Source organism: Pseudomonas corrugata (assembly GCF_001269905.1).
In the GTDB taxonomy this organism is placed as follows: Bacteria; Pseudomonadota; Gammaproteobacteria; order Pseudomonadales; family Pseudomonadaceae; genus Aquipseudomonas; species Aquipseudomonas corrugata.
On record NZ_LHVK01000031.1, the window covers coordinates 35242 to 49869 of the forward strand.

Annotated in this window: 4 protein-coding genes; all 4 read right to left on the reverse strand. The window is 60.3% G+C overall.

Translation table 11 applies throughout. The annotated features are described in order from the left end of the window. Positions 1-109: 109 nt before the first annotated feature. Genes AD665_RS25980 through AD665_RS25995 form a run of 4 tightly spaced genes read right to left on the reverse strand, consistent with a single transcriptional unit; the run spans position 110 to position 14504 of the window. On the reverse strand, positions 110-2881 hold the full coding sequence (locus tag AD665_RS25980) for an RHS repeat-associated core domain-containing protein (protein ID WP_024781098.1): 2772 nt from the start codon (positions 2879-2881) through the stop codon (positions 110-112). Beyond that, positions 2878-7353, reverse strand: coding sequence for a SpvB/TcaC N-terminal domain-containing protein (locus tag AD665_RS25985; protein WP_053194346.1), 4476 nt, complete (start codon positions 7351-7353; stop codon positions 2878-2880). Before AD665_RS25985 ends, AD665_RS25980 begins: the two co-directional genes overlap by 4 nt. Further along, the gene (locus AD665_RS25990; protein WP_053194347.1) at positions 7350-11921 is read right to left on the reverse strand and encodes a Tc toxin subunit A-related protein; all 4572 of its coding nucleotides are present in this window, start codon (positions 11919-11921) and stop codon (positions 7350-7352) included. The genes AD665_RS25985 and AD665_RS25990 overlap by 4 nt, the downstream gene beginning before the upstream one ends. A 33-nt stretch (positions 11922-11954) precedes the next feature. After that, positions 11955-14504 carry a Tc toxin subunit A gene (locus tag AD665_RS25995; RefSeq protein WP_053194348.1) on the reverse strand — a complete coding sequence of 850 codons (2550 nt, stop codon included), beginning with the start codon at positions 14502-14504 and terminating at the stop codon, positions 11955-11957. Between the last annotated feature and the right edge of the window lie 124 nt (positions 14505-14628).

Consider the following 14628-nt stretch of genomic DNA (forward strand, 5'->3'; position numbering starts at 1 on the left):
CGGATCCACGCCATGCCCTAGGTAGCCAGGACATGGCGACGGTCGATCCGTTTGGGAATCGCTTGGTGTTTACCAATGCGAGTGCCGGGAGTGCTGATCAGCCCACGGGCTAAGGTCGAGTAATAGCAAGGATATGCGCGTTGTACGCCTGATAATTCCTGGGGTGGCGCCCCGTCTCGATATTGACGCTCTCGGGAATGATGCCGCTGCAATTGAAACAGGCAATGAAAGCTTCCGGCTCGGTCACACCGGTCAATTTTTCGGTAAACAGGTACGTATCCGAAAGCATCCTTTCAGCTTGGCCCGGGTAGAGCGCGACGACGGTGTTCAACACCCGGACTTCGCCATGAGCCCCCGGTCCCCCGGCGCGCACAGGAATGATTGCGTTGGATTCCTCGATATGCGTCGCAATGAGATGCTGGGTGTGTTGCTGAAGCTCGGACATGGTATCGATGGTTCGACTCAGCGTTGGCTCGCGCTTGAGCATCTCAGGATCCAGTTCGAGTTTATGAACCGGGTCGTTTTTCGTCGCGCTGTATCGTTCGGCCAGGTCTGCCAGGTATTCGCTGCTATTGCCGATCCTGTAGCTGCCGAAGTTCAGGTAGAAACTTTCGCTTTTCGCGCTGCCTTCGTAGCTGCTGTCTACTCCACGGTATCCCGTCGGACCGGATTTGGGGCCGGTGAGGTTGTAGGACTCGTAGAGGCTCTTGTATTTACCTTTCGTGCGATCCTTGACCACACCATACGAGTGGACAACCAAGTCCTTGCGCTTCGTCTTGCTGAAGCTAGGGGTGGGGCTGAGGGCGAGTCCCGGAGCGGAGTCATCTCGGTCAACCCTGGCAGCTCTCCTTGACAGTGGATCCTGCATCATTGTCACGGAACGGGCATGACCATCGCGTTTCACCGATTCGACCACGTCATCCTTCAGCCAACCCTGATGATCGACAAACCTGAGCGGATTGTTCCCCACCATGCAATACAGGTTCAACCCATCCACCGCCCCCGCCGGGTCGGGGCTGATCCAGCGTTGCAACCACGGCGCGTAGTACCGGTGGCCGTAGTAGTACAGCCCGCTGGCATCACGCTCCTTGCCGGAGTAGCGGAGGGTCCGGTAGTCGGCTTCCACGGCCGAACGGGATGCCAGCCAAGCGGTACCACCATAGGGCAGGTAGCTTTCCTGGCTGATCAGGTCGCCCCGGTCGTCGAGCTCCAGTGAATTGGAGCCCAGGTGGTCGCCAAGGTTGTAGCGCATCTGGTTGGCGGCGATACCGGACGGTCGGCCTTCGGTCCAGTGCAGATAACGCACGTTGAAGCGACCGGCTTGCAGGGTGATGACTTCCAGGCGTTCGTTATGGCGGCTGTGGATTTCCAGCCCTGGCAGATAGCGGACTTCACGGGTGTGGGTGATTGCCGCGGTGTGGGTTGTCCGGACCTTGCGCACCCGTTGGCCGGTGTTGTCGTAGTGATAGCGTTCAACGTCATTGGGCGCGTTATCGCGCTGGACCAGCACCACGCTGTCGAGTTGGTTGCGGGTGTTCCAGGCCAGTGCCTGACCCGGTGACAGCGCCTGCTGGTTGCCATGGGCATCGACGTCCACCCTGACATCGGCCGCCGAGTGGCCCGTGTTCCACGACAGAAGGCGATTGCTCGTGGCGCTGACGTTCAATGTCCGGGTGTAGTTGTTGCGGTCGCGAACATGGCGCAGTTCGGTCAGGTTGCCGCCGGCATCGTATTCGTAGTGCTCGGTGTAGTTGAACAACTGATTGGCGTCGACCGGTAGATTAAGGGTCGTAGGCGCCAGGCCTGCCGTTTCACGCCCGGTCGCGCTTGTCAGTTGATAGAGACTGTCGTAGGCGAATGCGCTGATGGCTTCGACCCGCTGGTTACTGCCGAACCGCGCCGGTTGGGCCTTGTCTTCGACATGCGTCACGTTACCCACCGGGTCGTAGCTGTAGCGCAGGTCCTGCAAGATCCTGGCGGACAGCGACACGCGAAGGGCGGTCAGGCGCCCATTGGCAGGGTCGAATACGGCGCGACTCATGACGCCGTTGCCGGCTGTCTGGGTTTCGAACTGGCCGAACGCGTTGTAGGTGAGGTGGCTGACGATGGTTTGTTCGATGGCGGCGTCTCTGGTCTTCAGGCTCACGGAGCGGAGTTGGCCTGCGAGGTCGAACGCGTACCGCCGTTGGTGCTGGGCAGCATCGGACTGCTGGATGATCTGCGCGAGTGCGTCGTAGCGCCAGCTCGTGGTATGGCCGTCGCCTTTTTCCAGCAGCAGGTCACGGTCCTTTTCCTCCGTTGGCCAGTCGGCTGGTCCAGCGTCGGCCCGCATATGCCTTGTCTGGCGCAGAGGTGTGGCGCAGAGCGCATAGCCATGGGTCAGCAGGGTCCCCGCGCTGTCATCGTGACGAACCAGGGCACCGCACAGGTTGTGCGCGGCGGACGTCGGCGAACTGTCCCCGTAGCGCAGGCACTCGACCGTGCGCGGATTCTGTCCTGGCGTTTGCTCGCGCAGGACGGTCGGCCGCAATTGGCTGTCGAAGGTCGTCCGCCAATGATTTCCCCGTTGATCCCAACTGTGCAGTAACTGCCCGGCATCGCCCGGCAGGCTCAAGCGCCACCCGGCGTCGACGCTGTCCACCAGCAAGGTCTTGCCGGACAGGCTGTGGACGGTTCGCAAGTTGGGCGCGGGGGCGTTGATGAACAGCCGGGCGTCCCATTGCTCCACCCGTCGTCCGGCCTCGTCGTTGCGGTATCGGGTAATGCGCGCCTGGCTTTGCTCGTCCGTGTTGCGTCGGTAATAAGCCACCTGTCGCACGGGCAGGCCACGGTTGTCGATGACGCGGATCGTGGGGGTCCTGTGGTGAAGACGGGCGCTCATGCTTCACCCCTGGTGGTCGACATGACCTCCTGTAGCGTGTCGTTCTCGTCTTCATCCACGGTGTACCAGGGATGGCGCGTGTGACGACGCATGTAGCAGAGGCCATTTTGCCTGGCGAGTAGCGTGTGGGCGGGGCGTCCGAGAGGGTCGTAGAACTGCTGGTCGAAATGCCCGGACTGGCGCAGGGACACATCGTTGATGTGGCAGTGCCGATCGGCAAAATAGGGACGATAGATGCGGATTGCCAGTCCCTTGCTGTTGTATTCCACCCGCTCGCTGACACGCCAGCGGACCGTGGCGATCTGCTCTTTTGGTCTTCCATCCGTCAGTACCAGGTCGCCCTCGGCATCGACGACATAGGCCATGCCCGACTCGACGCGCTGCTTGCTTTGCAACGCTCGACCAAAGCCATCGAAACTGGTGATGGCGACGCGGATTTGTTGCTGCTCATCGTCGGGATAACGATCGGCGACCAGGGTCGCCACCTGCACAGGTTCACGTGTCGAGGCCTTGAGTTCGTCTTTCAGCTTCAGCTCATCGACCGAAAGCGCTGGAAGAGCCGACAGCCTGGTGCGGGCCGACGCGCAGATATGCCCGCTGGGAAGCAGATCACCCTTGGCCACGCAACGGGTCCGCCAGTCGGTGTCCGCCAATGCTGCCTCCGATACGTTACCCATCCAACTGAAGGGCGCGTAATAGCTGGCCGCCGCTGCACCCTGCACAGCGTTCTTTGCCTGGCTGACCACTTCTGCCAGACGCTTGAACGAAGGCTGTTTGAACTGCGCGAGCGGTTTGAAGCCCACGCGGGTGTTGTGTTCGTCACCATAAAAGGACGTGGCCAGTACCTGGCCGAAAGCATCGAACAGGCCTTCCTGTACGTTACCGTTGGGATCGACGATGCGCAGGGGCTGGAGCGAGCGATAGTCGTAAGTGGCCTGGGTGGTACAGCCATCGGGAAGTTTGAAGGTGGTGACGAAACAGGCGTACTTGTCGTAGCCGATTTCGGAGACTCCGTGGCTTTGGCTCGGCTGTACGGCGTTGACTTTGTAGAAGCCTTCCAGCGGAGCGTAGGTCGCGAAGCCGCTTTTGACTGACCAGAGCTTTCTCGCCGGTTGCGGCGCGGGAAGAAAATCGGTCATTGGGTGATAACCCATTTGTTCCAGCTCTTTTTCTTTGGGGCGGTTGTCCTCTGGCAGTAACCGAAAGACGTCCAACGCTGTTTCATCCAGCTCGGCGCGTTCCAGGTGATCGGCCAGGGCCTGCAGATCCGCGACGCCATCGGGCAGGGTTGCCCCGCTCGACGCGTCTTTGTAGCGCTGCACGGAGAGGCCGGTCAGCACGGCTTGGGTTTTCCAGGCGGTCTGCTTTAGCCGTTCGTTGAGTGTTTCAAAAGACAGGTCCTGTGGCGCCAGCCCCCCGTCTTCAGGGGGCTTGGGGCATTGCCATGCCTGGGTGCGCTGGCGATAAGGCAGGCCCAATCGCCATTGTTGAGGGGCTTGCAGATGGATGAACTCGGCGTGGGTTTCGCTTAGGTGGTAAAGCTGCTGCGCCGGATCATGAGCATCGCGCCACCACTGCTGCTGGTCGGCGTCGCTGAACGGCGGTGTATCGCTGGCGGTTTTTCGGCGGGCGTAATGGATGTCCACAGTGCGGGTCCGTGCGCCGTACAGATCGTGTTGCAGGTTCAAGGTGTGCTGGCATTGCGGGTCATCGGTAATGCCTTCGTACTGGTAGGTGATGGTCTCCAGCAGCAGCGGCAGCATTCGGGCATGGCGCCGAACGCTGTCGGGTGCTTGCAGTAGACGGAGCCCATAGCGGTTTTCCTGGACCGAGTACAAACAAGTGGTTTTCAGGTGCCTATCGATGCCGAAGACCTCGCTTCGCAGCAAGCGACCCGACAAGGCGCGGGCCATTTCCCGAGTGGTCGCTGCGTCTGGCGAGGCGATGATCCGGTCGTTCTGCGATTCAGGCGGGGATTGGCAAAGCAGTGTCTTGCCCAGCGCCACGGCTTCTTTGTCTGCGCGGCTATAGCCGTTGCGTGGCGGATCCGTTTTTCGCCCGGTGTGAAACCAGTTTTTTTTCAGGCACGTTGCCGTGAAACTCTTTGCGTCGGTATCGCCTGGGCTTGTTTCAGTGTCGGTTTGCAACAGCAGACCGAAACCCCGAAATTCCCGCTCGATGCCGTCGTAATAACCCAGGCGATAGGAGAGCTCCTGGGTCAGTTGATTGCCGGTCGTTTCATCCCGTTGGGTTTGACGGCATACCAGGTGCAGGGCCAAGGGCAGGCGACAGGTGAGGGGCTTGCCGGCTGCTGCTCTCTCCAGTTTTTCATCCAGCCATTCCTGCGCCGAGCTGCGGTAGTCGATGCGATGGTCGGCTCCCATGTTGTTGTTGGTGCCGGTGAGCAGATACGGTTTGGCGCTGACGAAGTCGTAGTGCCAATGTTGCGACCTCATGTACGGCGAGCTCAGGATCAGGCTGGAACAGCCGAGCCCGTGCAGGTCAGCGACGCTCACTTGGCACAACGGATCGTAGCGCAGCTCTCCCGGCCAGGGCAGCGCAACGGCGGGAGCGAAACTCTGGCCGCAGCGGTTCATGAAGATCAGTGCCTGATCCGCTTGCAGGTAGATCAGGTCGACGGCGCCGGAACCATCCAGGTCCGCCAGGCGAATATGCGAGGCGTCGAAGCTTTCGTAGGCAACCCCGGGGAAGTCCAGCGTCCTGCCCTGGCCGAAACGCCCGCGTCCGAGATTTGGCCAGCACTTCACTTCGTCATGACGAATGCGCACCAGATGCTGCTGGCCGCTGCCCAGTACATCGCTGAAAGCCACCAGTTCGCCGGGAGAGCCGGTAAATAGGGGCAGGGCGTCTTCATGCTCCTCTCGGGGGACCTCGAATGGCGGCGAAAAACCGTACGTTCGTTGATTGGCGTACAGGCGAACGCTGCGCGGGCCGATCAATGCCAGATCACCGAGCCCGTCGCCCATCAGATCGGCCAACTGTCCTTGAGGACTGAAAAACTCTGGAGCAAACGCATCGAACGTGGCGAAGTCCGACCAGCTTCGATCGGCGTCGAGAGAGAAGAAACCGCTCACTTGCGGTCGGGCGACGAGCCAGTCCAGACGACCGTCCCCCGTGAGATCGCTCAATGCCTGTTGCACCGATGTTGCCGTGTCGGCTACCGGGATGTTGGGGAGCGTTCGCCACGGCGCGTAGGCCACTTCATTGCCTTTGGCCTTGGCGCGCACGGGTTCGCGGTAATGCCAGCCTTTTTCGTTTCGATGGAGCACGCCCGGCAGGCCTTCACCGTACAAATCCACCAGTTGATAGGTGTGACCGTCGTTGAGCCCCGGCATGTCCGGGAAACGCCGCCAGGCGAGGGGCTCAGGCGCGAGCGTGAAGGCGCTGTAGCTGAGCTCGACGGGAGGGCGGCGTTCGACCGCTTCACCTTCGCCGAACGCCTGGTCGTGGGCGGCGCTCAAGTGCTGGTAGCCCAACGGCGTCTGACGATAATCAAGCAGCAGGCGCCGCACCAGGACGGGGCCCGCGTCCAGTTCATCGGGGAAACGGTGAAACATCAGGACCTGGCGGCACAGTCGTTCGGTGCGTAATTCAAAACCGTAGGCGAAGCTGGAAAATGGATCGCTACGGACGTGCCACTGCCGGCCTTCATACAGCGGTTTTTCGGTGTAGGCAGTCGTCCGCTCGCCGTAGTCGAACACCAGCTCGAAGTGCCATTGCACAGCCGCCAGCCGATCCGCAGTCCATGAGTAGAGATGCGCGTCGGCCTTGAAGTTGCCATAGCTGACCTGGCTCAAATAGCGCTGAGCGGTGGCGTCTGACTGGTATCGGTAAAGAATGTGTTCGCCGTGGGCGTTCAGGCTCTCCTCCAGCAGCCATTCGCCGACACGGCTCGTATCCTGGGGATCGGCCCGACGCGATGCCGGGTCTTTTCCAAACAGGTGAAGGCTGCCGTCGGCACCGTGCACCAGCCAGAAGCCTGCTTCATCACCTTGCGAGGACCAATGTTCAATGCGGTCGAAGCGGCTTTCGGTTCTGGGAAAGTGCCGGGTGACGGTGTAGGCCGTGCCCAGGTCCAGATCGTTGTAATGGTCGATGCGGGTCGAGACGGTGACGTCTTGCGAATCACGCTCGGGTAGCCATATCACTCCGGTGGGGCCGACGATTTCGTCATCTTCGGTAAAGGCCGGTACACCTTTGCTGGTACGTCGCGCCACGCTGGGTAATGACAGCCCCCAGCCGATGCCGAACACACCGTTGCCGAGCGAGCTGACATAGTTCAGGGACAAGGGCGGCGCAAAGCCGCGCCCCGGTGAAATGGGCAAGGCAATTTCATAGGAGGCCGTACCGTGGGCGCCGACGGGGTTCCATCCTTTGCCGATGCTTTGAATGGCGCCACCGCCCTTGGGCAGTGACGGCGCGGTGACCGGCAACGGGGATTGTTCACTCATTGCACACCTCCGCCGACCCGGGCCGTATAGCTCACGTGCACGATGATGTCGGTCAGCGATTCAAGCAGGTCTTTTTGCGCCTCGGGGTTCGGGAAGGTCAGCTGCCATTTGGAAATGGCGCCGGTGTATTCGAAGGGCAGGTAGCGTTCATCGTTGAAGCTCAGGGTAAACAATCCGTTGTCGTCGATCCCTGTCGAAAGGGCGATCTGCTGGTTGGCGCGGCGGCTTTCCATGGCCTTGCCTCGATCACCTGGCGACAGGAACACCGTGCTGGCGGTCTGGGTCAGCGTGGCCCGAATGTTTTCATAAGGGCCGACGACGGCCGGCAAGGTCACGCTGATGGTCTTGATGCGCCGCAGGTAGTGTTGCTGGCCCTTGTAATCGTCTTCGAATAACTGATGGGTCAGCTCGAACTCACATCCTCCTTTCTTCAGTTCGGTATGCATCTGCGACCATTCTTTATTGAGGCTGGAGGTGGTTTTACCCTTCAACTGTCGCAGCGATATCGTCTTGTGGATCTCCAGCTCCCGCTCGTGACGTTGCAGGTATCCGGCGTGCATGTTCAGCAGGTTCAGCTTCAGCAACTCGCCCGCGCCGAGCCCTCGATAGGTGGTATGCCATGCCCCCGGTTGAATGAAGCGGCTGTTGAAGTCGGCGGTCTCATATTGCCAACCGGCTTCAGCGGCCAGGCACAGGCTCAGTGTCGCGTCGTAGGCCTGGCGATAGACTGTGGCCAACTGGCTGTTGAGCCATTGGTACAGTTGCGTTTTGGTGAAGCGCTTGCCGAGGAAGTCGTAGTTGGCCTTGGTCTGGCCCAGGGTCGCTTCGGCCAGGCGCAATTGCTGGCGGGTGGCGGTCTCCTGCTCGGCGAAATGCGCCAGTTGTGCGTCGATCTGGGCCAGTTCGAGTTGTGATTGATCGTAGGCGTGATGCCATTCATCCCGACGGCGATCGAATATGGCCTGACGGTCGAGTTGGGCCGCTACCGTACGGCTGATGATCGCGGCGCTGTGGGCGGCGGCGGAGGCTGCGAGCGCCGGGCCTTCCCAACGACTGCCGCCAATGCAGAGTCCAGCCATGTTCGGCGCCATCATCAGCCCCGCCGCCGCGATTTGGCAGGCCATTGCGCCGGCTTCCAAGGTGCCGCTGGCCACGTAGAAGTAACTGGCCTTTGTTTCGGTGTCACTCAGGTCATCGTCCAGCAGTTTTTTGTAATGGGTGCTGCGGTTTTGAACAATGGCCTGGCTGGCCAGCAGCGCCTGGCGGTTCTGACGGTCGATGTTCAAGGCCTGGCGCTGCAAGTCCAGAGAGATTTTTGCCAGATCCCAGGCTTGCTGTTGTTGCAACTCCTGCAACTGGGTCTGTTCCTTGCGCTCGATCAGCGACAGCAGCAGGGTGCCGAACTGGCTGAGGCTTTCCACGGCGTTCTGGGCGTGGTTGTGCATGACGGTGAAGCGATAGTGGGGAATGGCGACGCTCGGCAGGCCTGTCGAGGAGCTGCTCGAGAGGCTCAGGGCATTGGTGCCGAGGAGGGCGCGAGGGTCCAGCGGCGCCGCGATGACCGGCAGATGCAGCGGCTTGCCGGCGATGTCGAGGTTATGCCGCAGGTTATGCAGGCGACTTTCGGCCATGTCCCAGCACTTGAGCAACTGCGGATTGAATGGCAGATGCAGGTACGGGCTATCGATAGCCGGCAGGGTCGAGCGCGAGCTGCCTTCGTGAAGGACCAGTGCGCGGTCGTCGGTCAAGCGGGTCACCGAGTATTCAAAGGTGCGCAGGCCGTCATCGGGGGTGTCGACCAACGTCTGCAGGCTGACCGCCGTCCAAGGGGCCGCCAGTCGAACGACCGGGCGTGGGCCCAGCAGATCGAGCACCCGCACGTACCAGAGCTTTGCCTCGCTGAGACCGTCAGGCGTCATTGCACGGTACGCGGCATCCCCTCGGTTGATCAGGATGTCCAGGTACAGGAAGTACAGCGCCTTGCAGAAGTGCACGGGATGACTGAGGGCAATCTGGTACGGATCATGGGGCGCCTGATTGGCGTACGACGGCACACTGTTATCGACCAGGGGCACGCTCCTCCAGCACTCCTCCCTGTTGCGACCCGGATCGAAGGTGTAGCGCAGCCAGCGTTCGGCTTCCTCGTACTGATGCTCGACATTCAAGCGATGGGCGACCAGCCATGGCACATGGAGGAACAGTTCGGTGAAGTAACGGCCATAGGCACCGTGAAAATCCATCGCGTTGGCCGAGTCGCCGGGGATCGAGGGTTCCGGCAGGTGCTGGGTCGTCCAGTCGAACAGTTCATCCAGGCTGTTCTCGGTGCGACGGATCAGTTCGGCGGCGAATACGGTGTTCAATCTGATTGGCGAGCGAGGTTGGTTGGAAGCGTCGCTGTTTTTGATCGTGGACTGGGTGAAATCGATGAATTGGGTGGTTCCCAAGCCGGGTGTCGTGACCTGGGTAATCTCTGGCGGTAGCTGGTTTTTCACCAGATATTTCAGCGTAATGGCCCTGAGGACGGAGTAGAGCTTTCTTGTCGGCTCGAAGGGGTGGACGAACGCCACCCCGAGAATAAGGAGGGTGCCGTCGTCACCGGGGTCGGTGTCGGGCCATTGGAAATCAAAGGACGGCGCCAGATGCTCGGCGGGAATGGACTCGGCCACGACGGTCAGGTCTTCGTAGGTCAGCGGCCGGTCTAATGAGGCAGATGGTGGCCGGAAGACGACATACTGCTTATCCAACGGTTCATCGCAGAGAACGATGACGTGTTCCACGTCAAAAGGATCGGCGTGCTCTGCCTTCAGGGTAATGGTTTCCGATTCGGTGGCGGCGGCGCTTCTATTGCCGAGCCGGCTGGCCTTGATCAGGTGTCTGACGGCCTGCGTGGAAATGAATTTTCCTTCAAGGCTGGTCTGGCTGGATAGCGTGATATTGGGCGCACGTTCATTGTTTCTCAGTGCGTCAGTCGTGTGTGTGAAGGACAACGTGAAGCTTCGGTCGAGGGAGGCCGGGGATTTGGAGAGCTTAAAACTCGACCCCTTATGAAGCCTCATGTAAGGAGTCTGCGGCAGGCTTTGGGCAGGAAACACCAGATCCATCTGGAGGTGAGGTTCACGACTGAAGGCGGTCTCAATCCTCAAGCGCATGATGTTGCGCGGCAGGTATCTCATGTCCCCTGCGCTGGTAATGCCAATGTTTGCCTCCAGGTGCAAGGTGAGCGTGGAGTCGTGCCTGGTGTAGCGGAGATTGATGCGATCACGGTAGGCGCTTTCGAAATCCGACAGGGTGGGGGCCATGTTGCCGGGCAGGGAAGCTTCTGCCAGTGCGAGGTCTACGGAGGTTGTGGCTTGGATGCGCTGGACGGCGGCACTCAGCAGTTCCTTCTCGGCGGCAGCGTCCGTTGAGCGACCCGGTTCAAGGCTGAGGTGCTTGTCGATACACATCGTCTTGCTGAAGGCGGGGCTGTTACCGGTGGCGATGCCCGACGTTGCCTGGGATTGATAACCATATAAGGCTAGGAACAGTGAGTCGCGCGAACCCCGGCGCAGATGCACGGCCACTGTTCTGATCAATGTATTGATCACCACGAGGTTCTTGCTGCCCAGCGTTTTGTCCTCGCAATAGCCTTGCAGGGCAACCCGCGGTGTACTCCAACTGCCATCCTGTTTCCTGAAGCAATAGCTCAGGCGCAACAGCGGGTGATGCTTGCCCGGTAGTGTTGTGTTGTCCTGCGAAGGGGCACTGCTTGAGGCCGAGGGATCCTGATGGATGCATTCGGCCCAGATGACGAACAGGCGATTGTTGAACCAGACCGGCCGCACCGAGTGTTCGGCCGCATGCTCGGGGATGGGCACGTCGGCTTTTTTCCAGTCCGACCAGGCGTACGGATCCGGCTGGTCCTGTTTGGACGCAGTGGCCGGCGGTTGTGGCGGCGCGCCGTCGAGCGGGCGCTGGGCCATGTCCAGCGAACGCCAGAAGTAACTGTTTTCGGTGCGGGACTTGGCAATGAAATAGTACGTGCTGTTGGCGAAGTCTTCGCCGTCGATGTAGCCATTGAGGATATTCAGGTTGGCGACTTCTTCGAAGCGCGCCAGGTAAGCCATGATCGCCGATTGAACGGCGTCGGGTTGAATCTGGTTCTGGCCGAGGGTGTTTTCCAGCTGCCGGAAGTTGTCGCTTTTTTGGGTTCTCAGGGCCGGATCGAGATACGTCGCAGGGAAATAGAGCAGCTTCTGATGGGCTGCCCAGGTAGGGTATTGATGCATCTCGTCGCGCCACGCCTGTCGAAGCTCGGCGGTGATATTGGCGGGGTCGTAACCGGGCTCCAGGTGCATCAGGATGCGGTTGATGTACTGCTGCAGGCTGGCAATGGCGCAGGCCACGGGCGTGGTAGGCACGTCCTGGCTGACCAGTACGTCGAGCAGCCAATATTCGTAGAGGTCCCGGGCGGTCTTGATCTTGTAGGGTTTCATCCTGTCCCGATCAGGCGCGACCTTGTTCAGGTAAAGCGCCAGCAGCGCATCGCGCAGGCTTTCATCGAGCTGCTTCTTAATGGCAACGGTCATGTTCAATCCTTGAATGTTGAAGCGGGGCGCCGGTCAATGGCAGGCCGCGATCAGTGCTGCGCCAACGTTTTTCCAGTCCGATACGGGACTTTGGGTTTTCAGTGAGGTTGCCTGGAGCAACAGGTCTGCCGGCAATGCTGTGCTGACGCAGCACGCCTGGCAGCGCATGATCCAATCCACCGCTTCCATTGAGTTCGCCTGTGCTGGCTCCAACTGCGCCGTCAGACGACTCACGTCCTCGGTGCTCCAGTTCAGGAGGTTGGCCAGCAGGTTATTGATCTCTTTTTCCGAGTGCCGCCCATCCTGATTGGCCACTTGCAGGTAGTGCAGCAGGTTCTCTTCCGACTGCGCCTGATGACGGGCGCAATGACTGAAGCGCTCGAGCAGATACAGCGTATGGGGTGTGAGGGTTTTGGAGGTGTTCGAGGCCAGCCATGTCGGGTTCTCCATCAAGGCTTTCAGCGTGCTGCTGCCCAAGTGCAGACGCTGGCAAGCCTCGGCGGCGCGAAGTACTGTTGCCAGCACAGGGGGCATGATGCCCGGGGCGGCCTTGATGGCGGCGACGACCGCCAGCGCATCGGTGCCAGCCAGCTGCATGACGCAAGGGACGTATTCGGTGCCAAGGTCGGCAACGTCATGCAGCAGGGTTTCAATCAGATGCTGTGGGTCGTGGTTGGCGTCCGCTTGCAGTTTCGCCAGGCGTGTTTCCAGATTCTGATTGAGCGACAAGCTCGTTTCCGGTTCATCGAACAGGCGACACCACTGCAGTACATCAAGCTCGTTTTGCCTGAGCCAGCCGACGGCCCAATCCAGTGCCATCAACACGTCGAGAATGTCCGCCCCTGCGGATTCCGAGGTTTGCAATCGTCCGGTTACCAGTGCCTTGCAGAAGTCGTCCCCTCCCAATAACCGGGCCAGCTCGGTGCATTCGAGAGGCGACAGGCCCAGCATCCGGGCGATACGGGCCTGGCGGTAGAGAGAAGAGACTGTGGGCAAGTCGTGTTTCGGCGAGCCCAGGTATTTCTCGCTCTGTCGCACAAGCAACAGCAGCGAATCCTGGGTTATGGGAAGTCCGAGACCAGCGCTCAGGTAGCTGAGGGTCTGCCGGTCCGTGGCGGTCATTGGGCTCAGGGGGAGCTGCCACACAGGGTTTTCAACCAGTCGGGTGCGATTGAACACTTGATCGAACAAGGGTATGCGGTCGCCGCAAGCATCAACCGGCATGTCGTGCAGCAAAGAGGCAAACTCTTCAGGAGCAATGCCATGGCGTTGATTCAGGTAGCGATAGACGCCAAGTGTGCGCAACGTGTTGGCGTTGAGCGCGTCAGTCCCTTCGGAACGCTGGGCATTGACGATCAGCGTATCCAGTTCGGCAACGGGGATAGCGGTCCAGCGATGCAGGCGGATCATTCGCTGGATACGGTCGAAACGCTCATGGGAGTGGTGGGTGAAGACCCGCATTTCCCCTTGGGTTGCAATACTCAGGACGGAAGTCTGTTCCGGCCCGTTGATGTAGCTGGCGCCATAGCCGGTCTGCCTGGCGTCTGGGCTATTGATTGAGGACCGAGGGCTGTAGCTGCCTTGCGCCAGCAGTTGTTCCACCTGCTGCGTCGTCAGCCCGGTGCGCTCCTTGAAAAACTCCAGCTGGCCCAGGTTCGTTATGTTTCGGGTACCGTAGCTCTTCTTCAGTGGGTCTGACTTGGAGATCGACGCAATGGGCGCGAGCAGCAGGTTCTGTTGTTCCGGACTGAGTCCGGACAGCAGTATTTGCGCGTCGAGGTGGGACGTCGTTAGGCTCCCGTAGGTTGAGTGGCCCCGTGAAAACGGCAGTTGCAGGCTGATCCGATAGTTCAGCTCGCCCAGTGCGGGCTTGCCTGCTCCCAACCCGAGCAGACACTGGTGATGGTGCAGGTTGTAGGGCAGCGAAAAGGGATAGCGCTCGCTGGCCAGCGCCTGCTGGACTGTCCTGCCCTTGCCTTCATCTTCCAGGTACGCCTCGATGTTGCTGCGCAGGGTGTCATTGATGAGGCCGAGCATCGGACGCGTAGCGAAGGCACTCTGTTGATCGAGGGTCAGCTTCTTGAGGTCTGGGCGCCGCTCCTCCAGGGTGATCCTGGCAGGGAGTGCGGGCGCCGGTAGCTGCTCCAGTTGCCTGGCAAACAGATACAGGGCCCGCAGATACGCCACGGGCGAATCGATTGCGCCGATATCGCCTTCGTTGCAGAACTGATCCCAGTTTTCTTCAAAGAGTGCCTGATAACCGGCGGACGCTGACGTCGAGTCCGAACCCAGGCTGCGTCGGACACGTCGCTGGGCATCCTTCCCGGACGAGACGCGATGTTCCTGGTACAGGCGGCTGATTTGCCTGGCATAGCTGGCAGCGTTGTCATAGACCTGTCCGGCATCCACGTCGCAATACTTGGCGAGTTCAACGGCGAACGGCGCCTTGCCCCTGCGCACGATGTCGAAGACCGACTTCAAGCCCATGCGCTGCATGGCGGTTCTGAAGCTGGCTTTTACGGTGTCCTCGCCGTTGGGGAAGGCGACGAGCCTGTGCAACAGCGAGTCGTTGCTTGCGTCCATGTGTGGTCCATCTCCTGTTCGCACTGAAGGTGCTTATCCAGGGGAGAACCGTACAGGAGCGTGCAGAAAAAGAGGGTAGGACTGAAAGGGAAGATATGTACGAAATGTCGATGCGTTGTGCGGG

Excerpts from the sequence above, each read along its gene's own strand:
- AD665_RS25985 (WP_053194346.1), bottom strand. The coding sequence starts at position 7,353 with ATGAGTGAACAATCCCCGTTGCCGGTCACCGCGCCGTCACTGCCCAAG.
- AD665_RS25990 (WP_053194347.1), bottom strand. The coding sequence starts at position 11,921 with ATGACCGTTGCCATTAAGAAGCAGCTCGATGAAAGCCTGCGCGATGCG.
- AD665_RS25995 (WP_053194348.1), bottom strand. The coding sequence starts at position 14,504 with ATGGACGCAAGCAACGACTCGCTGTTGCACAGGCTCGTCGCCTTCCCC.
- AD665_RS25980 (WP_024781098.1), bottom strand. The coding sequence starts at position 2,881 with ATGAGCGCCCGTCTTCACCACAGGACCCCCACGATCCGCGTCATCGAC.